This is a genomic window from Bacteroides sp. AF39-11AC, assembly GCF_003474285.1.
Taxonomy (GTDB): Bacteria; Bacteroidota; Bacteroidia; order Bacteroidales; family Bacteroidaceae; genus Bacteroides.
In genome coordinates this window covers 703044-728564 of record NZ_QROH01000003.1, presented here as the reverse complement: position 1 = coordinate 728564, position 25521 = coordinate 703044, and the positions used below count along the sequence as shown (strand labels likewise).

The following is a 25521-nucleotide window of genomic DNA, read 5'->3' as shown; positions in this document are numbered from 1 at the left end:
TTATAGGTCAAAAATATGTACGAGAAAAGTTGCGTATTAGAAAAAAATGTCAGACTTTTGTAAAGTCTAAAGGAAAATCCTTCGGGCTTTCATTTTTTAACAAACCCTAACCAGTTAATTCAAATGAGTGATTTAGAAAACAAAAATCAGGATGCGGCTCCTAAGAAGCGCCCTTATAACCTGAGAGAGAAAAAAGAGAAGAATGCTGCTTACCGCTCGTTGATTCGTCCGGAATTGGCAGATGAATTGTATGACAAGATATTGAATATTGTTGTTGTGCAGAAGAAGTACAAAGATCCCGATTACTCGGCTAAAGACTTGGCGAAAGAGTTGAAAACCAACACTCGCTATCTGTCTGCTGTAGTAAACTCTCGTTTTGGTATGAACTATTCATGCTTGTTGAATGAGTACAGAGTAAAAGATGCTAAGCATTTATTGACGGACAAGAGATATGCCGACAAGAATGTAGAAGAAATTAGCACAATGGTAGGCTTTGCCAACCGTCAGTCTTTCTACGCTGCATTTTACAAGAATGTAGGTGAAACTCCTAACGGATATCGTAAAAAACACGCAGATAAAAAACAGTAATTCTGCGTAAAGCAATGTATAAAAAGGAAATATTCCGGAGCAGCTGTTTCGGAATACTTCCTTTTCGTCTTTTCTAAATACCAACTCACATATCTCCCGACACATGAAGAAACAACTAATGGTATGTGCCGCTTTTGCATTGCTGACAGCTTGTAGTGGCTCGAAAACAACAACTGCCGAGGCAGATAAATTTGATTATACAGTGGAACAATTTGCAGATTTACAAATATTACGTTACCGGGTTCCCGGTTTCGAAAACCTGTCGCTCCAACAGAAAGAGCTGGTGTATTACCTTACGGAAGCTGCTTTGCAGGGTCGTGACATTCTCTTCGATCAGAATGGAAAATATAACTTGCGCATTCGTAGAACGTTGGAAGCGATTTATACAGGATATAAAGGAGACAAAAACACGCCTGATTTTAAGGCGATGGAAGTGTACCTTAAACGTGTGTGGTTTTCTAACGGCATCCATCACCATTATGGCTCTGAGAAGTTCGTGCCTGCTTTTGCTCCCGAATTTTTCAAAGAAGCTGTGCTGAGTGTAGATGCCTCTACATTGCCGCTGGCTGAAGGACAAACCGCAGAGCAATTATGTGATGAGTTGTCTCCGGTTATTTTTGACCCGACTGTAATGCCGAAACGCGTGAACCAGGCAGCAGGAGAGGACTTAGTGTTGACTTCTGCTTGCAACTATTATGACGGTGTGACGCAGAAGGAAGCCGAAGACTTTTATAATGCCATGAAGGACCCGAAAGATGAAACACCTGTTTCTTACGGTCTGAACAGCCGTCTGGTGAAAGAGAACGGCAAGATTCAAGAAAAGGTCTGGAAAGTGGGTGGTCTGTACGGACAGGCTATTGATAACATCGTATACTGGTTGAAGAAAGCGGAAGGCGTAGCAGAAAATCAGGAACAGAAGGCTGTGATTGCTGAACTGATAAAGTATTATAAGACCGGTGATCTGAAGACTTTTGATGAATATGCTATCCTCTGGGTGAAAGATTTGAATTCCCTCGTGGACTTTGTGAATGGATTTACGGAAAGCTATGGTGATCCGTTGGGTATGAAGGCAAGCTGGGAATCATTGGTGAACTTTAAGGATATGGAAGCTACGCATCGTACTGAGATTATCAGTGGCAATGCGCAATGGTTTGAAGATCACTCTCCGGTGGATAAGCAATTCAAGAAAGATGAAGTGAAAGGTGTTTCCGCCAAGGTGATTACTGCTGCTATTCTGGCGGGTGACCTTTATCCGGCAACAGCTATCGGTATCAATTTGCCTAACTCCAACTGGATACGCAGCCATCATGGTTCTAAATCTGTGACTATCGGTAATATTACGGATGCATATAATAAGGCGGCTCGTGGTAACGGATTCAATGAAGAGTTTGTGTATAGCGATGCCGAATTGCAGTTGATAGATAAATATGCCGATCTGACCGGTGAACTTCATACGGATTTGCATGAATGTCTGGGACATGGTTCCGGTAAGTTGCTTCCGGGAGTTGATCCGGATGCTTTGAAAGCCTATGGCTCTACGATTGAGGAAGCACGTGCGGACTTGTTCGGTCTCTATTATGTAGCTGATTCTAAGTTGGTAGAACTGGGACTGACACCCAATGCAGATGCTTATAAAGCAGAATATTATACTTATCTGATGAACGGCCTGATGACACAGCTGGTTCGCATTGAACCGGGTAACAATGTGGAAGAAGCTCACATGCGTAATCGTCAGCTCATTGCCCGCTGGGTGTTTGAGAAAGGTGCGGCGGATAAAGTAGTAGAGCTGGTGAAGAAAGATGGTAAGACTTATGTAGTAGTGAACGATTATGAAAAGTTGCGTGCACTCTTCGGTGAGTTACTGTCCGAAATCCAACGTATCAAATCAACTGGCGACTATCAAGGTGCCCACGATTTGGTGGAAAACTATGCAGTGAAGGTAGATCCGGCTTTGCATGCCGAAGTTCTGGAACGTTACAAAAAGCTGAATCTGGCTCCGTACAAGGGATTTGTAAATCCGAAATATGAAGCAGTGGTAGATGCAGCCGGTAAGATAACCGACATAAAAGTGACTTATGACGAAGGCTATGCGGAACAAATGTTGCGTTACAGTAAGGATTATTCTAATCTGCCTTCTATTAATAATTAACTATAAATCATTGTTTTGTGGATTTACATGAACAACTGAAAGAAATAAAGACACAGCTCCGCCTCTCTATGAACGGGGCTGTGTCTCAAAGTATGCGTGAAAAGGGACTGGTCTACAAATTGAATTTCGGTGTAGAACTTCCCCGCATCAAGGCAATTGCCGGAGAATATGAAAAGGATCACTCATTGGCGCAAGCCTTGTGGAAAGAGGATATCCGTGAATGTAAGATTATGGCGGGACTGTTACAGCCTGTAGAAAGCTTCTTTCCGGAGATTGCCGATATCTGGGTGGAAAGTATTCAGAACATTGAAATAGCGGAACTTACTTCTATGAATCTGTTTCAGCATCTTCCTTATGCTCCTGCGAAGTCTTTTCAATGGATTGCCGATGAGCGGGAGTATGTACAGACGTGTGGTTTTCTCACCATTGCCCGTTTGCTAATGAAGAAGGGGGATATGAATGAACGCACTGCGAACGAATTTCTCGACCAGGCTGTTTGTGCTTTCATTTCCGGTTCCTACCACGTGCGTAATGCAGCTATGGCGGCCATTCGCCGCTTCATGCAGCATAGTGAAGAGCATGCTTTCCAAGTATGCCGCCGGGTGGAAGAGATGGAACATTCCGAATCGGAAGCCGAACAGTTGCTATATAATCTTGTAAGAGAAGAAATAGAATAAAGTGATTTTTTGTTTTTTTTCCCCTTTCTCATTTGCTTTCCGCAAAAAAGGCTTAACTTTGTTGGCTGTAAAAAAACTGCGCCGCCAAAATGGAAAGTCAGAATGTGAAAGATACGGTAAAGCAGATATTCACTGAATATCTCAACGCGAACGGGCATCGCAAGACTCCCGAGCGCTATGCCATACTCGATACTATCTATTCCATTGATGGTCATTTTGACATCGATACACTTTATTCGCTGATGGCTGACCAGGAGAATTTCCGTGTAAGCCGCGCGACTCTTTACAATACTATTATCCTTCTCATCAATGCACGACTGGTTATCAAGCACCAGTTTGGAAATTCCTCCCAATACGAAAAGAGCTATAACCGTGATACGCATCACCATCAAATCTGCACACAGTGTGGCAAAGTGACTGAGTTTCAGAACGAAGAATTACAGCAGGCGATTGGGAATACTAAATTGAGTCGGTTCAGTCTGTCGCATTATTCGCTTTATCTGTATGGATTGTGCAGTAAGTGCGACCGCGCTAACAAACGTAAGAAGAAAAGTAATAACCATAAGAAAGAAAAATGAAAGTAGATGTTCTATTAGGATTACAATGGGGCGACGAAGGCAAAGGCAAAGTCGTTGACGTATTAACTCCGAGATACGATGTCGTGGCTCGCTTCCAGGGCGGACCGAATGCCGGACATACACTCGAGTTCGAAGGGCAGAAGTATGTGCTCCGTTCTATTCCCTCGGGAATTTTCCAAGGTGACAAGGTGAATATCATTGGCAATGGCGTGGTGCTTGACCCGGCTCTCTTCAAGGCAGAGGCTGAAGCATTGGAAGCATCCGGACATAACCTGAAAGCGCGCTTGCATATCTCTAAGAAAGCGCATCTCATCTTGCCGACCCACCGCATATTGGACGCTGCATATGAAGCTGCGAAAGGTGATGCTAAAGTAGGTACGACGGGGAAAGGTATCGGTCCGACTTACACCGATAAGGTCAGCCGTAACGGTCTGCGTGTAGGTGATATCCTGCATAACTTCGAACAAAAGTATGCTGAAGCCAAAGCACGCCATGAACAAATCCTGAAAGGTTTGAACTATGAGTACGACCTGACAGAACTTGAAAAGGTCTGGATGGAAGGTATCGAATATCTGAAACAGTTCCCGTTGGTAGACAGCGAGCATGAAATCAATAACCTGCTGAACGAAAATAAGTCAGTACTTTGCGAAGGTGCTCAGGGTACAATGTTGGATATCGACTTTGGTTCTTATCCGTTCGTTACTTCTTCCAATACCATTTGTGCGGGTGCTTGTACCGGTTTGGGGGTGGCTCCTAATAAAATCGGTGAGGTTTATGGTATTTTTAAAGCCTATTGTACACGTGTAGGTGCAGGTCCGTTCCCAACAGAACTGTTTGATAAGACAGGTGATCAGATTTGTACACTGGGACATGAATTCGGCTCGGTTACAGGTCGTAAACGCCGTTGCGGATGGATTGACCTGGTGGCATTGAAGTATGCCATTATGGTGGACGGTGTTACTAAATTGATCATGATGAAGAGCGACGTGCTTGATTCTTTTGAAACCATCAAGGCTTGTGTAGCTTATAAGGTGGATGGCGAGGAAATCGATTACTTCCCTTATGATATCAATGACGGCATTGAGCCGGTTTATGTTGAGTTGCCCGGTTGGGAAACTGATATGACGAGAATGCAGAGTGAAGATGAATTCCCTGAAGAATTCAATGCTTACCTGACATTCCTGGAAGAACAGCTTGGTGTGCCCATCAAGATTGTTTCCGTAGGTCCTGACCGCGGACAGACGATTGAACGCTATACAGAAGAGTAAGTCTAACTATATTATAATGAGATTACATCAGACATACATGCTGATGTAATCTCATTTTTATTAACCCATCCGCATACTTATGATGAACACACACTTTCTTCTATCACTTTTGTTTGCAGCATCTTTTTTGCCTGCAAAGGCGCAGACTTATCAACCGTCTGCCGAGAACCTGAAAGCCCGTCAGGAATTTCAAGACAATAAGTTTGGAATATTTCTGCACTGGGGACTATACTGTATGTTGGCTACCGGTGAATGGACGATGACCAATAAAGATTTGAATTATAAAGAATATGCGAAGCTTGCCGGAGGATTCTATCCCTCTAAATTTAGCGCTGCTGAATGGGTAAGTGCCATTAAGGCATCCGGAGCCAAGTATATCTGCTTTACGAGCCGCCACCATGAAGGGTTCTCCATGTTTCATACCAAGTATTCCGATTATAATATTGTGGATGCAACCCCTTTCAAGCGCGATGTCGTGAAAGAGTTGGCGGACGAATGTTATAAGCAGGGCATCCGGCTTCATTTCTATTACTCCCATATAGATTGGTATCGTGAAGACGCACCTTGGGGGCGCACAGGGCGCGGAACTGGAAGACCTAACCCGAAGGGAGACTGGAAAAACTATTATACCTTTATGAACAACCAGTTGACGGAGTTGCTGACGAACTACGGTCCGGTAGGCGCTATCTGGTTCGACGGTTGGTGGGATCAGGACGCTAATCCGGATTTTGACTGGCAGCTACCGGAACAATATGCGCTGATACACCGCCTGCAACCTGCATGTCTGGTGGGAAACAATCATCATCAGGTTCCTTTCTCCGGAGAAGATATACAAATCTTCGAGCGTGATCTGCCGGGAGAAAACAGTGCCGGACTATCCGGACAGGATGTCAGCCATTTGCCTTTGGAAACTTGCGAAACCATGAACGGGATGTGGGGATATAAGATTACCGACCAAGATTATAAGTCAACTAAAACTCTGATCCATTATCTGGTGAAAGCTGCCGGAAAGGATGCAAATCTCTTGATGAATATCGGTCCTCAGCCGGACGGATGTCTGCCGGAAGTCGCGGTTCAACGGTTGAAAGAAATGGGAGAGTGGATGAAAGTGTATGGCGAGACGATTTATGGCACTCGTGGCGGTGTTGTTCCTCCGCATGACTGGGGAGTGACAACGCAAAAGGGAAATCGACTTTTTGTCCATATTCTGAATTTGAAGGATAATGCGCTATATCTTCCATTAGATGGAAAAATGGTGAAGAAGGGCTTTCTGTTTAAAGATCAATCCCCGGTACGAATTGTTCGTGCCGGACAGGGAGTGGTATTGCAATTACCGGAAGTTCCTGCAGATACGGATTACGTGATAGAGTTACAACTTGTTGGGCAGTAGTGGGTTTTCGCTAATTCTTCCTAAAAGATAAGGGAAACTGTAGTAAAGCTCACGGTTTCCCTTTATTTTTGGCAAACAATTTGTATTATATATAACAAACGACACATTTTTAATTACTAAAAACAGAAAAAGATTATGGAAGGAATGATAGGAATACAATGGATTATCTTTATTGGTATAGCTGTGGTCAGCTGGCTGGTGCAAATGAACTTGCAGAACAAGTTCAAGAAGTACTCCAAGATCCCTACCGGTAATGGAATGACGGGCCGTGATGTTGCCCTTCAGATGCTACATGACAATGGAATTTATGATGTTCAGGTGACACATACGCCGGGACAACTGACAGACCACTATAACCCTGCCAATAAGACAGTAAACCTGAGTGAAGGTGTATACGAAAGTAACAGTATCATGGCTGCTGCCGTTGCCGCTCACGAGTGTGGTCACGCTGTGCAGCACGCACGGGCTTATGCTCCCCTGACTATGCGTAGTAAGCTTGTACCTGTGGTATCGTTTGCTTCACAGTGGATGACCTGGTTGTTGCTGGGTGGTATCTTGCTGTTGAACACGTTCCCGCAATTGTTGCTGGCAGGTATTATCCTGTTTGCTATGACTACGCTGTTCAGTTTCGTCACTTTGCCGGTGGAAATAGATGCCAGTAAGCGTGCATTGGTATGGTTGAGCCGTTCGGGCATTACGAACTCTTACAATCATAAGCAGGCTGAAGACGCACTTCGTTCTGCTGCTTATACCTATGTGGTGGCTGCATTGGGTTCATTGGCAACGTTGATTTATTATATTATGATATTTATGGGACGCAGGGACTAATCTTGTCCAATATATAAAAGCGATAAAACAGACCATCTATTCATTGTGAATAGATGGTCTGTTTGCTTAAGATAGGCCATCAACTATGCACATATTTATTCAAAATCTCCTGTTTTTCTTTCAGCTAATTCAATAATTTGCCGTAAATTTGCATTTCAAACTAAATAATATAGAATAATTATGGCAGCAAAACCAGGTATTCCCAAAGGAACCCGTGACTTTTCGCCAGTAGAGATGGCGAAGCGTAACTATATATTCAATACCATTCGCGATGTATATCACCTCTATGGTTTCCAGCAGATTGAGACGCCTGCAATGGAAATGCTTTCTACACTGATGGGGAAGTATGGTGAAGAAGGTGATAAACTCCTGTTCAAGATACAGAACTCAGGTGACTATTTTTCCGGACTGACTGATGAGGAACTACTGAGTCGTAATGCTGCTAAACTTGCCAGTAAATTCTGTGAGAAAGGTTTGCGTTATGATCTCACTGTGCCGTTTGCTCGCTACGTGGTAATGCACCGTGATGAAATAACTTTCCCTTTCAAACGTTATCAGATACAACCCGTTTGGCGTGCAGATCGTCCACAGAAGGGACGTTATCGTGAATTTTATCAATGTGACGCTGATGTAGTGGGTAGTGACTCTTTACTGAATGAAGTAGAGTTGATGCAGATTGTTGATACGGTCTTTACTCGTTTTGGTATCCGGGTTTGCATTAAGATCAATAACCGTAAGATTTTGACCGGTATCGCCGAGATTATAGGTGAGGCTGATAAAATAGTGGATATCACAGTAGCTATTGATAAGTTGGATAAAATAGGTTTGGACAATGTGAATGCAGAACTGAAAGAAAAAGGTATCAGTGATGAAGCTATTGCCAAACTGCAACCTATTATTCTGCTGAATGGTACGAACGAAGAAAAACTGGCTACTTTGAAAGAAGTGCTTGCGGGTAGTGAGATCGGTCAAAAAGGTGTGGAAGAAAGCGAGTTTATCTTGAAAACTCTGTCTGTTTTCGGTTTGAAAAATGAACTGGAACTGGATCTGACGCTTGCTCGCGGATTGAACTACTACACCGGTGCCATTTTTGAAGTGAAAGCCTTGGATGTGCAAATCGGAAGTATCACAGGTGGCGGTCGCTATGACAATCTGACCGGTGTATTCGGTATGGCTGGTGTTTCTGGTGTAGGTATCTCTTTTGGAGCCGATCGTATCTTCGATGTATTGAATCAGCTTGACCTTTATCCGAAGGAAGCTGTGAACAGTACACAACTTCTCTTTATTAACTTTGGTGAGAAAGAAGCTGCTTACTCTCTGAATGTACTTGCTAAGGTACGGGCCGAAGGTATTCGTGCAGAAATCTTTCCGGATTCTTCAAAGATGAAAAAACAAATGAGCTATGCTAATGCCAAAAACATTCCATTTGTAGCCCTTGTGGGAGAGAATGAAATAAATGAGAATAAGGTGACGCTGAAGAATATGGAGACTGGCGAACAGAGCTTGGTTTCGGTCGAAGAATTGATACAAACTTTAAAGAAATAAAAACTTCATAAAAGAGTAAACTCTTTGTAGTCCATCTTGGTTATCTTTGTAGTACTAACCTAACAAAGATAACTATTATGGATGTTTTAGAACCGAAGTATTACGCAGCCATCGGTATGGTGATGACGTTAATAGCCGTAATATTCCTTTTCTTGATGGGGAGTGCTTTAGTACATTCTACCAAGAGCTTCTGGCAGGGATATTCGACGGAATTGAGTTGTGATACGGATCTGGATATTGACTAAACTGGCTTGGTTTATCATTTTTTCAGTCGCCAATTTCTTGTTGACAAGAACTTAACTCCCTGTTGACAAGAAGTTAACTTCTTGTATGCAAGGTCTTAACTTCTTGTAGGAGGGGTTTTTAGTGTAATTTTCACTGTTTATTATCTTCTCTTTACTATTCCCACATATACTAATAAGATAATATTCATCATCAGCGCATAAATAATGGCTGGTATAGCAATTACATCATTATTGAATATAAACGGGCTGCTTGCAATAGCAATACTTTGAGCTGCATTCTGCATTCCTATTTCAATGATAAGTGTGCGTTGCTCTTTTCTGTTTAATTTCATTAGCCAAGAGATTATATATCCTCCACCCATAGCCAGCAAAATCATCATTGTGATGCACAATCCTAATCGTCCGATCTGTGCAGCTATCGTTTCGTGATGTTGTATGAAGAAGACAGAAGCTAATAATATCAAGGCAGGAAAAGCTACTTTAGATAATACTTTGTGTATCCGTTCGGCAGCTTTAGGGCAGAATCGTTTTGTTAAAATACCTGTTGCAATGGGGAACAACATAAGTAGTAAATTCTGGACGATGAGGCTACCGACAGGTAAGTGTATGATCATTCCACTATTGTCTCCTGCAACTTGTGTGGCAAACTCCATAATGACAGGAATTGTGAATAGGGTGATAATGCTGTTGAGGGCAGTTAACGAAACGGAAAGTGCCACATCGCCTTTGGCAATCATAGAGAATATATTGGATGAACTTCCTCCCGGAGAGCAGGCTATGAGTACCAATCCAATAAAAAATAAAGGCTCCAGATGAAACAGATATCCCAGTGCAAAGGCTAATACAGGTAAAAGGATTATCTGTCCTATCAATCCTGCAATTACAGGATAGGGGCGTTGACGAAATAATTTAAAATCTTTAATTTCAAGTGTCAATCCCAGCTCAAACATTAATAATGTGAGAATGGGCAAAACAATCCAGACTGCATTCATGTTTCTAAAAACGTTTTTTGAGGGGGCAAAGATAATGCAAATCATGAAAAAGTTATGCTGAGATGCCGCTTATCTTCTCTAAAGATAATGGAATATTGTCTTATTCTTTGCCAATTTGGCAGTTTTATACTGACAGAAATTTAGCTTTGCTGTTTGGCACGCTTTTCGCAATTTATTTTGCGTCTCACCAAAACGAGGCAAGACATTACTATAATAAATGTATAACATATAAAAAACAAAAGAACTATGAACATTAAACCATTGGCAGACAGAGTGCTGATACTCCCTGCACCTGCAGAAGAGAAAACAATTGGCGGTATCATTATTCCGGATACAGCAAAAGAAAAACCTTTGAAAGGTGAAGTTGTGGCAGTTGGTCACGGTACGAAAGATGAAGAGATGGTATTGAAGGTGGGCGACACAGTTTTGTATGGCAAGTATGCTGGTACCGAACTGGAAGTTGAAGGCACTAAATATCTGATTATGCGTCAAAGTGACGTACTCGCTGTGTTAGGTTAATATAGTAATTATAAAATATTTAAATTGTAAATATCATTATGGCAAAAGAAATATTATTCAATATCGATGCCCGCGACCAATTGAAAAAAGGTATCGATACACTGGCAAATGCTGTGAAAGTAACTCTCGGCCCTAAAGGTCGTAATGTGATTATCGAAAAGAAATTCGGTGCTCCTCATATCACGAAAGACGGTGTAACTGTAGCTAAGGAAGTGGAACTGTCTGATGCATACCAAAATACAGGTGCACAGTTGGTGAAAGAAGTAGCTTCCAAGACTGGTGACGATGCCGGTGACGGTACTACTACTGCTACTGTATTGGCACAGGCTATTGTTGCTGAAGGCTTGAAGAACGTAACTGCCGGTGCAAGCCCTATGGATATCAAACGTGGTATTGACAAGGCTGTTGCCAAAGTAGTTGACTCAATTAAGTCACAAGCTGAAAAAGTAGGTGACAACTACGATAAGATTGAACAGGTTGCTTCTGTATCTGCCAACAATGATCCGGTTATCGGTAAGTTGATCGCTGATGCTATGCGTAAGGTTTCTAAAGACGGTGTAATTACTATCGAAGAAGCTAAGGGTACTGATACTACTATTGGTGTGGTAGAAGGTATGCAGTTTGATCGTGGTTATCTTTCTGCTTACTTCGTTACTAACACGGAGAAGATGGAGTGCGAAATGGAAAAACCATACATCCTGATCTACGACAAGAAGATTTCTAACCTGAAAGATTTCTTGCCTATCCTAGAACCTGCTGTACAAACCGGACGTCCTCTGTTGGTAATCGCAGAAGATGTGGATAGTGAAGCTTTGACTACGCTGGTTGTAAACCGTCTGCGTTCTCAGTTGAAGATTTGTGCTGTGAAAGCTCCGGGCTTCGGTGACCGTCGTAAAGAAATGCTGGAAGATATCGCCGTATTGACTGGTGGTGTAGTGATCAGCGAGGAAAAGGGTCTGAAACTGGAACAAGCTACCATCGAGATGTTGGGTACTGCTGATAAGATCACAGTTTCTAAAGATAACACTACCATCGTAAACGGTGCCGGTGACAAACAAAATATCAAGCAACGTTGTGAACAGATCAAAGCTCAGATTGCTGCTACGAAATCTGATTATGACAAAGAAAAATTGCAGGAGCGTCTGGCCAAATTGTCTGGTGGTGTTGCAGTTCTTTACGTAGGTGCTGCTTCTGAAGTTGAAATGAAGGAGAAGAAAGACCGTGTAGACGATGCTTTGCGTGCAACACGTGCTGCTATAGAAGAAGGTATCGTACCAGGCGGTGGCGTAGCTTACATCCGTGCACTCGATGCATTGGAAGGCTTCAAAGGTGATAACATCGATGAAACTACCGGTGTTGACATTATCAAGCGTGCTATTGAAGAACCGTTGCGTCAGATCGTTGCCAATGCAGGTAAAGAAGGTGCTGTAGTTGTACAGAAAGTACGTGAAGGTAAAGGTGACTATGGTTACAATGCTCGTACTGATGTATATGAAAATCTGCATGCTGCCGGTGTAGTTGATCCTGCAAAGGTTGCTCGTGTAGCTTTGGAAAATGCTGCTTCTATTGCAGGTATGTTCTTGACTACTGAATGTGTAATCGTTGAAAAAAAGGAAGACAAACCTGAAATGCCAATGGGGGCTCCCGGCATGGGCGGCATGGGTGGCATGATGTAATACCCGTTTTTCCCTGAATTCATAATTATAATAAATGACCACAGCATCTCTCTGAAGGTGCTGTGGTCTTTTTTTCTCTTTTCTAGTCTTTTTCTTCTCATATTACCTGTATATTATTACGAAACTGTTACAAATTTGATTAAAAAATATATCTTTCGTTCGTTTTTTGTGTTTTATAAATAAAAAGTGATACCTTTAGGGGGATAAATTAGGATAGCCTAAACAAAAACCAATCAATTATTTAACCTTTTTAATAACGAAAAGAGATGAACAAAAGCGACATCGGCCTGAACGCAGGCAAAATTTGGAGGTTGCTTAGCAATTACGCCAAATGGGACTATGGGACTTTGAAGAGAAAGTCCGGGCTGAAGGACAAAGAACTGGGAGCCGCCTTGGGATGGTTAGCTTGTGAAGACAAGATTGTATTGCACCAAGAGAATGAAGAGCTCTACATTTTTTTGGGCGTGAATGTTTATATCGGCTAAAGAATGAAAAAACCGATTGAAAACCTAAACGAAAGCGTGGATTTTAAAAATCCACGCTTCTTTTTTTCTGCTAACGAATATATTTCGTTCCTTTGCATGCTCTTAGTAGTAAATGATAATTCGGGTGCTAAGATAATTTATCGATAAAATGAATATAACTATGAGAAGTTTTGCTTCAGACAACAATTCCGGTGTACATCCATTGGTGATGGAAGCACTAAACCAAGCAAACCAAAATCATGCAGTAGGCTACGGTGACGATCCTTGGACGGAGGAAGCCGTCCGCAAAATCAAGGAGACATTTACAGCTGATTGTGAACCGCTTTTTGTTTTTAATGGAACAGGTAGTAATGCAGTAGCTTTACAGTTGGTTACGCGTCCTTATAATTTGATTCTTTGTGCGGAGACAGCGCATATTTATGTGGATGAATGTGGTGCTCCTGCACGTATGACAGGTTGCCAGATCCGTCCGATTGTGTCATCGGATGGAAAACTCACTCCAGAGTTGGTACAGCCTTATCTAAAGAATTTTGGTGAACAACATCATTCCCAGCCGGGTGCTATTTATATTTCCCAATGTTCGGAATTGGGTACTGTTTATACTCCGGAGGAATTGAAGGCATTAACAGCTTTGGCGCATAAACATGGTATGTATGTACACATGGATGGTGCACGCCTGGCGAATGCTTGTGTAGCTTTGAATCTTAGTTTCAAGGAACTTACGGTTGATTGTGGTATTGATATACTTAGTTTTGGTGGAACAAAGAATGGTTTGATGCTTGGGGAAAGCGTAGTTATTTTTAATCCGGAGCTCAAAAAAGAGGCATTTTATGTGCGGAAGCAATCGGCCCAGTTAGCTTCTAAATTACGTTATCTTTCTTGTCAGTTCACAGCTTACCTTACAGATGATTTGTGGAAAAAGAATGCTATGCACGCCAATGCAATGGCACAAAAACTGTATGATGGTTTGAAAGTATTACCGGGTGTACATTTCACACAGAAGATGGAGAGTAACCAGTTATTCTTGACTATGCCTCGTTCGGTTATTGATAAGCTAATGAAGTCTTACTTCTTCTATTTCTGGAACGAAGCTGAAAATGAAATTCGTTTTGTGACTTCTTTTGATACAACAGAGGAAGATATACAGACCTTGTTGCAGGCTGTGAAAGAAAGCTTCTGATTTTCCTTATTATGCACTTATCTGCATCACCCCACACACTTATTTGCATCAGGTTGAAGACTTATCTGTGTAGGGTGATGCACTTATCTGCGTAGGCTGATGCACTTATCTGCATCAAAATCTTCTTCATTATATTATAAAAATGACAGAAAAAAGCTCCGGACCTTCTCAGGCATGGAGCTTTGGTTTGAAACTTTTTCCCTTGGGGGGGAAAAGCCTACTGAAAACAAACCGATTGAATATTACCTTAAATACCTTTGCATGATAACCTTTAACTAACCTTTTTATGATAATCGTATGGACTACATTCCTATTGCTTCGAGTACGGGTACAAAAGTATAGCCTTTCCGTTTCAATGTTTTAATCATTTTATCCAGATAGCCATTATAGAATTTATCCGTACGGCGGTCGTCCGTACCGAAGTGTATCAACATCAAATGTCCGTTTAAACCTTCTTTTTTCTCTACTTCCATGATTTTGTCATAGATAAACTTACTGCTGCGATATTTCTGTCCCATATCCGGGGTAGTGTAATCTGCATTACTCATTGTACCGGGCGTATAGTTAATAAGTTGGATACCCATATTTTTTGCCCATGCAGCTATTTCTTTATTATAATATTCATAAGGCGGGATATATACCGGAGCATCTTTGTATTCGATACCTGCCTCGCGCATACCTGCGTAGCTTTTTAGCATATCCTGTTCAAACTGCTCACGGGTTACTAATAGTGAATCGCGATTTTCCCACGGCATATACAGTAAGTGTCCATAACTGTGGCTACCTACCAGATGTCCTTCGGTACGCAGACGTTTGACTACTTCAGGGTAGAGTTCGTAGAATTCACCGGTGAAGAAAAATCCACCTTTGATGCCATACTTTTTCAGCGTGCTGATGATAGCGTTGGCACCGTCTGCTTTATCAGCTGCAGTAAAAACAAGTGTAATTTGTTTTTTTGATGGATCAGTGCGAATGATGCCACCATTTACATATACATTCTTATCGCCCTGAATATTGGCTTGCTTCATGCCCTCTTTTTGCATGGCAGAGAGGTAATAAGTGAGACATGCAGTTCCATCCATAGTCGGCTCATTGGTCGAATAGTCATGAATAGCATCGTGATATACCATCAGGTCCGGTTGAAAGCGTTCATAATCTTGTCCGGGAGTACCGGGAATACCAGTCATATTTACTCCACGTAGACTTTCAAAAATAGTGCGGTAAACTGGTCCGTCTACCAATCCGCCTGTAGTGTTGCCTACTCCTGCATTTAGTAATGAAGAGTGGGGCTGTGAAGGATAGTCTCCATATAGGGGGAGTTCTACGATCATGCTAGTTCCCCATGGGTTACAACCGAACAACCAGTCGAGCATGGCAGCTTCCATTTCTTTGTATGATTCATCACCTGTTGCTTCACGATACAGGCGGCACTGTGTCAACATGGCAGTTGTTAAGTTGTTAGAACACCAAGTGTAGGGAATGCCATGCATGAATGGGCTTTCGACTGCTTTTTCGTAGGTACGTACAATACCGGTATGCATGTTTCGGATGAATTCTTTGCTGAGGCGGTCATTGTTTACTTTTGCTAAGTGGTAATGTCCCATATTCATGAACGGATACCATTGATAGTGGCGTGCACTGTCAGCACCCATCCATGGGGTAACAGGTTCACGTCGTCCATACTCAACGGCTTGCTGCAGATATGTCAGATCTCCGGTACTCTTAAACAGTTCCATGGCTCCCAACTCCATATCGTCTACCCAGTTATCTTCTTCATAGATATACGGAGACAAGACAGATGCCGTTTGGCAAGCCCCAGGCTTTTTTACTCCTTCCTGATAGGCTGCATCAGCCTTTGCCTCTATTTCAGCTGCAAATTCCGGGTAGAAATTCTTCAGGAGGCGTGCACCGAGAGCGAAGCAGGAAGCATATTTGCCTGCTGTACTGGCTACACCTGTAGTTGTGTTCATAAACTGGCCACGTACCTGAGGTTCACCGCTACAGAAATAAACAGGACGTCCGTTGCCTGGACCGTAACCATAGTCCACTTTATCTTCGTTGGGCAGACGCATACCGGCGTGGTCACGGTCGTCAGCAATCTGGTTGTATAGTTCGCCAGAAGCGGGATTCATGCGATTTAACCAATCCAATCCCCATTTTATTTCGTCTACAATGTCAGGAATACCGTTAGCACCGGGAAGTCCGGCAGCATCATAGAAATCACCGAAAGATTCCGGATTTTCCTGATAGGCGAACATCATCTGATAAATAGCATTGGCGGAAGTGGTGGTGTATTGCAGATAATCAGTTGCATCGTGCCAGCCACCACGGACATCAATGTGTTGTCCCGTCTTAGTGGGATGATACAAGATGTAGCCATCGTGCACATGACAACTGTCTTTCAGGAAAGGATTATAACCGCAGCGCTGCTGACGCATATAGTTCAACAAGAAATCTGCAGTTCCATTGTATACATGGTTATTGATGGGGAAATGGGGAGATACAACTTTACCTGCTTTCAGGTAATAGGTTCCCGGTTGATTGAAATCGCTAAAATTCAAACGATAAGTACTCTTCATTAGGCCCATCTTTCCGGTTGATTTGATAGAATTGAAAGTTCTAACTGTTTGTCCGGTGAAGGCATCTACAAGTGCATACTCTTGTATGTCAGTGGGTTCTTCACTCATGAATACTGCTACTTTCACAGATTGCGGCAAGTAGCCAAGTTGGTTTATGCGTATCCATGCATCTGCTTTGGTTTGCAGGACAATGAAAGTGAGTGCTACCGTAAGTAGCCAATGGTTACTTTTCATAATAAGTCAATATATTAAGGTTGGGGGAATTATGCTTTCTGTAAATGCATTATTTTATATACAAATAAAGTGTTTTCCGTTTATTTTAGGAAGTTTTAGCATGAATAATTAATTGATGTTACGAGTCGTTTACATCGTTTTAGAATTAAAAAGACATTAATGGATCTTTTTATAAATGGATATTTTGTTGATTATCTATGGTTTATGCTTTTTAATACTCCTTTTTAGTTTTCGTTTATGTATTTTAATATTCAAAACACCTACTTGGTGCGTTATTTGTGATAGGGTATATAAGAATAACAAAATTTATAGACTATGGCTTATATAGATTATTATCAAGTCCTTGGGGTAGATAAGACGGCAAGCCAGGATGATATAAAGAAAGCGTTCCGTAAATTGGCACGCAAATATCATCCTGATCTGAATCCGAACGATTCTTCTGCCAAAGATAAATTTCAGGCAATTAATGAAGCAAATGAAGTGCTGAGTGATCCTGAAAAGCGTAAAAAATACGATGAGTATGGTGAGCATTGGAAGCATGCCGATGAATTTGAGGCTCAAAAGCGTGCCCGTCAGGAGGCGGGTGCCGGTGGATTTGGTGGCTTTGGCGGCGGTTCGGGTGCAGGATATGGTACGGATGGTAGCTCTTACTGGTATTCATCCGATGGACAGGAATTTTCCGGTCATGGTGGCGGCTTTTCCGATTTCTTTGAATCTATGTTCGGAAGCCGGGGGCGTGGAAGTTCTAATGCAGGCTTCCGCGGACAGGATTACCATGCAGATTTAAACCTCTCGCTTCGTGATGCAGCCCAAACTCATAAACAAGTGTTGACTGTAAACGGTAAGAATGTGCGCATTACTATTCCTGCCGGCGTGGCAAACGGGCAAGTCATTAAATTGAAAGGTTACGGTGGCGAAGGTGTGAATGGTGGACCTGCCGGAGACTTGTACATAACGTTTGTGATTGCGGATGATCCGGTATTCAAACGTTTGGGAGATGACTTGTATGTAGATGTTTCCATTGATCTTTATACCGCTATCCTGGGTGGAGACCAGTTGGTAGATACTTTGGATGGAAAGGTAAAACTGAAAGTGAAACCCGAGACACAGAACGGTACGAAAGCCCGTCTGAAAGGCAAGGGATTCCCTGTATATAAGAAAGAAGGACAGTTCGGTGACCTCATTGTGACTTATTCCGTGAAACTGCCGACGAACTTGACGGAAGAACAGAAAGAGTTGTTCCGTAAACTTCAAAGTATGAACTAAAAGGAGGTAGCACTATGCAGAATGAATTAATCATAGTCAGCGAGTATTGTCGCAAATGCCACATTGAACCGTCGTTTATCGATTTGTTACAGGAAGGTGGCCTGATAGAAGTAATGACCGAAGGTGGGGAACGCTATCTGACATTCACCCAACTGCCGGAGGTGGAACGTTACAGCCGTATGTATTATGACTTATCCATCAACATTGAAGGAATTGATGCCATCCATCACCTGTTACAGCGTATGGAAGAGATGCAGAATGAACTTCATGAGTTACGCAGTCAGTTGAGACTGTTTCGGTAAGGAGCTTTATTTATGACAAAGAAGGCTGTCCCATTCGTTTGAGACAGCCTTCTTTGAATATAGTAATCGGTTAATTACTTGCGGTAGTTATCCAGTTCTTCAACTTTGAACTTGCGGATAAAATTGAAGTGCTTTTCTACTTCAGCTTCAGCGTAGTTCAGATAGACAACAGCTGACTTTGCAAACAACTCAGGTGCTTTTGTTGCGTCCTGAATGAGAAGATGAGACATCACACATACAGCAGCCATTTCGTAAAGACGGCGGGCTACGAAGTCCAGCAGTTCTTGGTTTGCAGCTTCTTTCGTTGCGTTGGTGACAGCTTCAAACTTATTCGTCATCTCTTTCAGGCGATCCATCAACGGTTGCATTTCTTCGCTGCAAGGAATTGTTTCGTAATCGCGGAGAGTAGCAGCGTATGAACCGTTTGTTACATAACGGATGGCGGCTACAGTCTGTAACTGAGTCGTACCTTCGTAGATGCTGGTAATACGGGCATCGCGGTAGATACGTTGACAGGCATATTCCAACATGAAACCGGAACCACCATGAATCTGAATACAGTCGTAAGCATTTTGGTTGGCATATTCGGAGTTCATACCTTTGGCCAGCGGAGTAAAGGCATCAGCAAGTTTGGAATATTTCTTTTGTTCCTGACGTTCTTCCGGAGTCAGTTTACGTTCGCGGGAGATATCATCCAAAGCTTTGTAAATGTCCACATAGCGAGATGTTTGGTACAACAAAGCACGACCTGCATCTAACTTAGCTTTCATGATAGCCAGCATGTCATATACAGCCGGGAATTCAATAATAGCTTTGCTGAACTGCTTACGGTCTTTTGCGTATGCCAGACCTTCATTGTAGGCAGCTTGTGACAAACCTACGGATTGTGCGGCGATACCCAGACGGGCACCGTTCATCAATGCCATTACATATTTGATCAAGCCGAGCTTACGGTCACCACAAAGTTCAGCTTTTGCATTCTTGTAAACAAGTTCACAAGTAGGTGAACCGTGGATACCCAACTTATTCTCGATGCGGCGTACATCTACACCACCTTCGCGTTTGTCATAGATGAACATGGAAAGTCCACGGCCATCTCTGGTTCCTTCTTCCGAGCGAGCCAGTACGAGGTGTAAATCAGCGTCACCGTTTGTAATGAAACGTTTCACACCATTCAGGCGCCAGCAGTTTTCTTTCTCATCAAATGTAGCTTTCAGCATTACACTCTGCAAATCGGAACCGGCATCGGGTTCTGTCAAGTCCATAGACATGGTTTCTCCGGCGCAGATACGCGGAATGAAACGGCTGTGTTGATCTTCGTTGCCGAATTCATACAGTGTTTCGATACAGTCCTGCAAAGACCAGATATTACCAAAACCGGCATCGGCAGCAGCCACGATTTCAGCGCACATGGTATACGGAGTGATCGGGAAGTTCAATCCACCGAAGCGGCGGGGCATAGTCATACCGTTCAGGCCGGCTTTCACCATGGCATCGAGGTTTTGTCTCGTACCGCTGGCATATTCTACGCGACCGTCGGCACAGTGAGGACCTTCTTCGTCCACGCCTTCGGCGTTCGGGTTGATAATCTCTCCGGTGATTTCTCCGGTGATTTCGAGCACCTTATCATAAGAGTCCATTGCATCCGTATAGTCTTGCGGAGCGTAGTCAAATTTGTCTTTATCTTGGTATCCGCGCTCTTTCAGCTCACAGATACGTTCCATCATCGGGTTGTTCAGTTGGAACTTCAATTCAGGAACTTCGGTATAAAAATTAGCCATATTATTTCAATTTTTTTTATTATAAACGAAAATTTACGGGAATGCTGAAGTTCATATTAACCGGTTGCCCTTCTATTTTCCCAGGAGTAAATTTGTAAGTCATAGTCAGGAACCCTACTACTCTCATAGCTTCTTTGTCCAGTTCCGGAGAAACGCTCTTTACAATTTCCGCATTCTTAGGATTGCCCTCTTTGTCTATCGAACATTTTATGATGACCAATCCTTGCTTCTTTTCTTTTACGGCTTGCGGAGGGTACTTGGTATATTGAGCTATCAGCTTCATGAGTTCTGCATTTCCTCCGGGAAACTGAGGCAGTTGCATGTATGGGATGAAGTCCAGTTCTTTTCCGTCAATATCATACAGATGCCCTGTAGTGGTAGAATGTCCATTTAAGACTTCTTCCCGTTTTAAGGCTCCATTCTCATAATATTGCTTTAAGCTCTGTATGTGTCCTGTCTTGTATGTAAAAGTCAGGTGCAGTTGTCCATTCGGGTAGTACTCCGTTCGTTGTCCTACCGGTCTTCCGTTTTTGTAAAAGCAAATCACACTATCCTGCCCATTAGCATACGAATAGACATGCTTGCCATCTTTCGGAAACTTGCTCTGGGCATTCAGCATTCCGCATAGGCAGAATAAGCATAAAGCAATGACGATTCCCTTCATTCCGTTTGTAAATTTACTTACTGTTCTGTTTGTAGTACTTAATCATTTTCGGAATCACTTCTTCTACCGTACCGTTGATTACATAATCAGCGATGGTATTGATAGGAGCATTTTCATCATTATTAATAGAGATGATAATACCACTTTCCTGCATACCGGCGATATGCTGGATTTGTCCGGAGATACCACAAGCGATATATAATTTCGGACGTACCGTAACACCTGTCTGTCCGATCTGGCGATCATGGTCGCAGAAACCTGCGTCAACAGCTGCACGGCTGCCGCCTACTTCAGCGTGAAGTTCTTTGGCCAGTTCGAACAGCATGTCGAAGCTTTCACGGCTACCCATACCGTAACCACCGGCTACAACGATAGGAGCACCTTTCAAGTTGTGTTTCGCTTTTTCTACATGGCGGTCGATAACTTTCACTACATAGTCTGTGGTCGGTACGTATTTGGCAACGTCATGGTTGATAACTTCGCCCTCATACTTATCATTAAGAATCTCTTTTTTCATTACGCCTTCGCGAACGGTTGCCATTTGCGGGCGATGTTCGGGGTTGACGATAGTTGCCACGATGTTACCACCGAATGCAGGACGGATCTGATATAACAGGTTTTCATATACCACACCTGCTTTTTTATCTTCGTGTTCACCGATTTCCAATGAAGTACAGTCGGCAGTCAAACCACTGGTCAGTGCAGAAGAAACGCGCGGACCGAGGTCACGACCGATAACAGTGGCGCCCATCAGACAGATCTGTGGCTTTTCTTCTTTGAACAGGTTGATAAGTACGGAAGAGTGGGGCAGTGAAGTATAGGGGAACAAGCCCGGAGCATCGAAGATGTGAAGACGGTCGACGCCGAAAGGCAATACTTGTTTTTCGATACCTGTAAGGTTAGTGCCGGCAACTACGGCTTCCAGTTGGCAGCCCAGTTGGTTAGCTAACTTGCGTCCTTTGGTAAGGAGTTCGAGACTTACTTCGGCAACTACGGTGCCTTCAAGCTCACAATATACAAATACGTTATTCATATTTCTTAGTTTTTAGCTACTAGCTACGGGCTACAAGTGCTATTCAGTGTAATGGTGCGGCAACTTGTAGCTTGTCGCTTATTGCTCGTAGCTTAGCCAATCGTATGATTGGCGAGTAGTTCAACAATAAGATCTTCTACATCCTGGTCGCTTCCGGTCAGCGTACGGCTTTCTTTGGCTTGGAAAGAGATGTTCTGAATGGTTTTTACTTTAGTGGGCGAACCGCTGAGACCGCATTGTGCCAGGTCACCGTTCACGTCGGCCACACTCCATTCGGTGATGTTCAGATAAGGGTACTTCTCGTAGAGGTTGGCATAAGGCAGAGTAGCACCTTCCTTGGTGATAGCAGCTTTTTCCTGGGCACCAAGAGCACGTTTGTACTTCTGTACCAGCTTAGCGTTGCGTGGGCGGCAGGGGGCTGCACTTCCATTCACAGTGATAACGATGGGCAGAGGACCTTCTACAGTTTCCACACCACCGTCGATGTGACGTTTTACGACAACACGTCCGGTAGTTTTTTCAACGTTCAGAATTTCTTCGGCATAAGTGATCTGTGTCAGACCGAGCTTTTCAGCAACCTGCGGACCCACTTGAGCCGTGTCACCGTCGATAGCCTGGCGTCCGCCGATGATGATGTCATACTCGCCTATCTTCTTGATGGCAGTAGCAAGGGCGTACGAAGTGGCAAGGGTATCTGCACCTGCAAAAGCACGGTCGGTCAACAGATAACCATTGTCTGCACCGCGGAACAATCCTTCACGAATAACTTCGGCTGCGCGTCCCGGTCCCATTGTCAGGATGGTTACGGTAGAGCCCGGATGTGCATCTTTCAGTCGGAGGGCTTGCTCAAGAGCGTTCAAGTCTTCGGGGTTGAAGATGGCGGGGAGTGCCGCACGGTTAATGGTTCCGTCGGCTTTCATGGCATCTTTCCCAACATTACGTGTGTCGGGAACTTGTTTAGCCAATACTACGATTTTCAAACTCATGTTATTAATTATTAGTATTAGTATTTCTTTGGAGCGTCAGTGCCGGGAATAGGAGTAGGAGGTACATAGTGTCCAGCTACTGAAATTATCCGGTTAACTAATTATCAGCGTGCAAAATTAGTCAAACTGTTCGTTCTGACAAGAAATGCGGGCAAAAAATGCACATACAGAACGGTTTTGAGCAAAAGAGGGTAGAAAAAATACATCGTTTTTGATTGTGTTTATCGTTAAAAATCACTTGTTGGTTGAATCTATTTTCTTTGTTTCACTCTTGCGGTTACATTTGTCACAGAAACGAAACATGTATGACAACAGAAGAAACATTGAAGGATATAGCGGAAATGCTGGATATATTCGGTCCTGTCACGCTGGAAGAAATGAGTGGTATCCGATTGATGAACAGGACGGATACGAAATATCTGCTGCCTTTGGAAACGCTGGCTGTGCTTTTGCATTATGCTGCCGTTGATTATCGTGTACAGGAAGTGACAGGAGAACGGAACATTGTTTATCATACTGTTTATCTGGATACTGTAGACAAAGCAATGTATCGGGCACATCAAAACGGACGGGCGGTACGTGAGAAAATCAGGGTACGTACCTATGTTGCTTCCCAATTAACTTTTCTTGAAGTCAAAAATAAAAATAATAAAGGTCGCACGGACAAGCGGCGTATACGCATCACTGCTCTTGATGAATTGTCTGCTGAAGATGTGGATGACTTCTTGTCTTTGTATGCCTGGTACAAGCTGCCGCAATTGTCTCCACAGTTGGAGAATCGTTTTCTACGCATTACTCTTGTCAACCGGGCAATGACGGAACGGCTTACTATTGATACGGATATTTGCTTCCGAAATCTGGTGAACGGGAATTATGCTGCCTTGCCACGTCTTGCTGTGGTGGAGTTAAAGCGAGACGGGCGTACATCATCGCCCATCCGCGATATATTAAGCCGTTTGCATGTACATCCCGCAGGTTTTAGTAAATATTGCATGGGTTGTGTACTGACGGATGAAGACTTGAAACAGAACCGCTTCAAACCGAAAGTACGTAAAATGAGAAGGGCAGAAATTCCCCGAAATATAGAAACATTAATAAATAGTATATGAACGATTTTGCTGAATTAGCCTTTATGGAGACACCGCTTATAGATGCGGCTGGATTTATGGAATTGATATTGCGCTTCGTTTTCAACATGGTGGTGGTGTTTGCCATTATTCGTTTCTTTTATTACCCGAAGAGCCGTCGTCGCGATTACTTCTTCACATTTACGCTTATCAGTATCAGCATTTTTTTGATGATATTCCTGTTGGGCAGTGTGAAACTGAAAATAGGGTTTGCACTTGGATTGTTTGCTATCTTCGGCATAATTCGCTACCGGACAGAGTCGATGCCTGTGCGTGAGATGACCTACCTGTTTGTGATTATAGCTATTTCCGTCATCAACGCTCTGTCTGTACAATTGAGTTATGCCGAACTGACGGCAACAAACTTATTATTTATTCTGTGTATTTGGTTATGCGAAAGCAATCGTTGGCTGAAACATATTTCATGCAAGCTGGTGCAGTATGATCGTATTGAATTGATTACCCCGCAACGCAGGGCAGAATTGATTATGGATCTGGAAAATAGAACGGGACTTAGCATCACGAAAGTAGAAGTGGGCCATATCGATTTCCTGCGAGATGCAGCGATACTGAAGGTTTATTATGAACCGGAGAGTGAAGAGATAAATACAATTGATACACTAAGACGGATACCGAGGAAAGGAGAATGAAGAAAATGAATAGACGAATAATCTTACTGGCTGTTTTTCTCTGCACAATGGTTGCAGGAGTATATGCCCAAAGTGATGACTTCGGCATTTGGACCAGTGCCGAGGTAAAGAAGAAAATCTTCCCGGGCTTTGATGCTTCGGTGGAAGGTGAATTCCGTACTCGTGATGGTGTGGATAATGTTGAACGCTGGTCTGCGGGGGCGGGTGTGGCTTATCGCATCACTTCTTTTTTGAAAGCGGATGGCGGATATACTTTTATTAATAGCCATCGTCCGGGAGAGATGACCAAGAAAGGCAATTATGTTTCTGACTACTGGTCACCCCGTCATCGTATGTACTTGTCTTTGACAGGTAAGTTGAACTGGCAACGCTTTGAATTTTCCTTGCGCGAACGTTACCAGTATACGTATCGTACTTCGCGTTTTGTTTCCAAGTACGATGGGGACGATGGTTCCCAAAAAGCAGATGAGGAAATTACCGGCAAAGGTAAGAATGTACTTCGTTCACGCTTGCAGGCTGAATGGAATATTAAGAAATCTCGTTTTGCACCTTATGCTTCTTGTGAATTATATCATTCCATGTCCGATAGTTGGGCACTGGATAAAACTCGCTGGACACTGGGTACCGGATACAAAATCAATAAGAAGAATTCACTTGATTTCTTCTATCGGTATCAGAATCATGCAGATGATGACGAGACGAACGGGCACGTAGTAGGTGCGGGATATACGTTTAAGTTTTAAGTGAATGATTTATTAGTCACATAAATAAATGATGGA

The 25521-nt window shown here is 43.1% G+C and carries 24 protein-coding genes; 18 read left to right on the top strand and 6 right to left on the bottom strand.

From position 1 onward, the window contains the following. Positions 1-123 precede the first annotated feature (123 nt). The 9 genes from DW036_RS08565 (at position 124) to DW036_RS25745 (ending at position 9268) form a co-directional block, all read left to right on the top strand. Entirely contained in the window at positions 124-588 is a 465-nt protein-coding gene (locus tag DW036_RS08565) for an AraC family transcriptional regulator (protein ID WP_118463051.1), read from the top strand. 103 nt (positions 589-691) lie between these two features. Beyond that, complete coding sequence (locus DW036_RS08560; RefSeq protein WP_118463048.1) at positions 692-2737, top strand: dihydrofolate reductase; 2046 nt, start codon at positions 692-694, stop codon at positions 2735-2737. A 17-nt stretch (positions 2738-2754) separates the two neighbouring features. After that, positions 2755-3414 carry a DNA alkylation repair protein gene (locus tag DW036_RS08555; protein ID WP_118463045.1) on the top strand — a complete coding sequence of 220 codons (660 nt, stop codon included), beginning with the start codon at positions 2755-2757 and terminating at the stop codon, positions 3412-3414. An 89-nt stretch (positions 3415-3503) separates the two neighbouring features. Continuing rightward, complete coding sequence (locus tag DW036_RS08550) at positions 3504-3992, top strand: Fur family transcriptional regulator (protein WP_022393539.1); 489 nt, start codon at positions 3504-3506, stop codon at positions 3990-3992. Next, on the top strand, positions 3989-5260 hold the full coding sequence (locus tag DW036_RS08545; RefSeq protein WP_118463042.1) for an adenylosuccinate synthase: 1272 nt from the start codon (positions 3989-3991) through the stop codon (positions 5258-5260). The genes DW036_RS08550 and DW036_RS08545 overlap by 4 nt, the downstream gene beginning before the upstream one ends. 82 nt (positions 5261-5342) lie before the next feature. Beyond that, entirely contained in the window at positions 5343-6650 is a 1308-nt protein-coding gene (locus DW036_RS08540) for an alpha-L-fucosidase (protein WP_369906174.1), read from the top strand. Positions 6651-6785: 135 nt separating this feature from the next. Beyond that, complete coding sequence (locus DW036_RS08535; RefSeq protein WP_007214977.1) at positions 6786-7478, top strand: zinc metallopeptidase; 693 nt, start codon at positions 6786-6788, stop codon at positions 7476-7478. Positions 7479-7658: 180 nt separating this feature from the next. After that, positions 7659-9023 (top strand): histidine--tRNA ligase, encoded by a 1365-nt coding sequence (gene hisS / locus DW036_RS08530; RefSeq protein ID WP_118463036.1) that lies wholly within the window; start codon positions 7659-7661, stop codon positions 9021-9023. 77 nt (positions 9024-9100) lie between these two features. Then, positions 9101-9268 (top strand): hypothetical protein, encoded by a 168-nt coding sequence (locus tag DW036_RS25745; RefSeq protein WP_007214867.1) that lies wholly within the window; start codon positions 9101-9103, stop codon positions 9266-9268. Between the two features lie 140 nt (positions 9269-9408). Here DW036_RS25745 and DW036_RS08525 read toward each other — a convergent pair whose 3' ends face one another. Next, positions 9409-10260, bottom strand: coding sequence for a bile acid:sodium symporter family protein (locus tag DW036_RS08525; RefSeq protein WP_118463244.1), 852 nt, complete (start codon positions 10258-10260; stop codon positions 9409-9411). 246 nt (positions 10261-10506) lie between these two features. Between DW036_RS08525 and DW036_RS08515 the strand changes: the two genes are divergently transcribed. From DW036_RS08515 to DW036_RS08500, 4 genes are all read left to right on the top strand, one after another. After that, entirely contained in the window at positions 10507-10779 is a 273-nt protein-coding gene (locus DW036_RS08515) for a co-chaperone GroES (RefSeq protein WP_005679636.1), read from the top strand. Positions 10780-10817: 38 nt separating this feature from the next. Continuing rightward, complete coding sequence (gene groL, locus DW036_RS08510; protein ID WP_118463030.1) at positions 10818-12455, top strand: chaperonin GroEL; 1638 nt, start codon at positions 10818-10820, stop codon at positions 12453-12455. Positions 12456-12721: 266 nt separating this feature from the next. Further along, positions 12722-12940, top strand: a complete 219-nt coding sequence (locus tag DW036_RS08505) for a winged helix-turn-helix domain-containing protein (protein ID WP_007664492.1) — start codon at positions 12722-12724, stop codon at positions 12938-12940. 160 nt (positions 12941-13100) lie between these two features. Then, positions 13101-14120 (top strand): low specificity L-threonine aldolase, encoded by a 1020-nt coding sequence (locus DW036_RS08500; RefSeq protein ID WP_118463027.1) that lies wholly within the window; start codon positions 13101-13103, stop codon positions 14118-14120. A 302-nt stretch (positions 14121-14422) separates the two neighbouring features. Here the strand turns inward: DW036_RS08500 and DW036_RS08495 are convergent, their stop codons facing one another. Further along, positions 14423-16933, bottom strand: coding sequence for a glycoside hydrolase family 9 protein (locus tag DW036_RS08495; protein WP_118463024.1), 2511 nt, complete (start codon positions 16931-16933; stop codon positions 14423-14425). Between the two features lie 315 nt (positions 16934-17248). Here DW036_RS08495 and DW036_RS08490 point away from each other — a divergent pair, with 315 nt between their 5' ends. Both DW036_RS08490 and DW036_RS08485 read left to right on the top strand, forming a co-directional pair. Beyond that, positions 17249-18199, top strand: coding sequence for a DnaJ C-terminal domain-containing protein (locus tag DW036_RS08490; protein ID WP_118463021.1), 951 nt, complete (start codon positions 17249-17251; stop codon positions 18197-18199). A 14-nt stretch (positions 18200-18213) separates the two neighbouring features. Next, the gene (locus DW036_RS08485) at positions 18214-18501 is read left to right on the top strand and encodes a chaperone modulator CbpM (RefSeq protein ID WP_022393529.1); all 288 of its coding nucleotides are present in this window, start codon (positions 18214-18216) and stop codon (positions 18499-18501) included. A 74-nt stretch (positions 18502-18575) separates the two neighbouring features. On the opposite strand, the gene DW036_RS08480 is transcribed toward DW036_RS08485, so the two are convergent. From DW036_RS08480 to DW036_RS08465, 4 genes are all read right to left on the bottom strand, one after another. Beyond that, complete coding sequence (locus DW036_RS08480; RefSeq protein WP_118463018.1) at positions 18576-20282, bottom strand: acyl-CoA dehydrogenase family protein; 1707 nt, start codon at positions 20280-20282, stop codon at positions 18576-18578. 19 nt (positions 20283-20301) lie between these two features. Then, entirely contained in the window at positions 20302-20946 is a 645-nt protein-coding gene (locus tag DW036_RS08475; protein ID WP_118463016.1) for an energy transducer TonB, read from the bottom strand. Between the two features lie 13 nt (positions 20947-20959). Continuing rightward, on the bottom strand, positions 20960-21979 hold the full coding sequence (locus DW036_RS08470; RefSeq protein WP_118463013.1) for an electron transfer flavoprotein subunit alpha/FixB family protein: 1020 nt from the start codon (positions 21977-21979) through the stop codon (positions 20960-20962). A 92-nt stretch (positions 21980-22071) separates the two neighbouring features. Further along, a complete protein-coding gene (locus DW036_RS08465; protein ID WP_118463010.1) occupies positions 22072-22965 on the bottom strand; it encodes an electron transfer flavoprotein subunit beta/FixA family protein in 894 nt (297 codons plus the stop codon). A gap of 305 nt (positions 22966-23270) precedes the next feature. On the opposite strand from DW036_RS08465, the gene DW036_RS08460 reads away from it, so the two are divergent. Genes DW036_RS08460 through DW036_RS08450 form a run of 3 tightly spaced genes read left to right on the top strand, consistent with a single transcriptional unit; the run spans position 23271 to position 25485 of the window. Continuing rightward, positions 23271-24074: a polyphosphate polymerase domain-containing protein gene (locus tag DW036_RS08460; RefSeq protein ID WP_187374570.1), complete on the top strand. Its 804-nt coding sequence runs from the start codon at positions 23271-23273 to the stop codon at positions 24072-24074. Continuing rightward, positions 24071-24742, top strand: coding sequence for a DUF4956 domain-containing protein (locus tag DW036_RS08455; RefSeq protein ID WP_118463005.1), 672 nt, complete (start codon positions 24071-24073; stop codon positions 24740-24742). The genes DW036_RS08460 and DW036_RS08455 overlap by 4 nt, the downstream gene beginning before the upstream one ends. Next, positions 24739-25485 (top strand): DUF2490 domain-containing protein, encoded by a 747-nt coding sequence (locus tag DW036_RS08450; protein WP_118463002.1) that lies wholly within the window; start codon positions 24739-24741, stop codon positions 25483-25485. Before DW036_RS08455 ends, DW036_RS08450 begins: the two co-directional genes overlap by 4 nt. Positions 25486-25521: the final 36 nt, after the last annotated feature.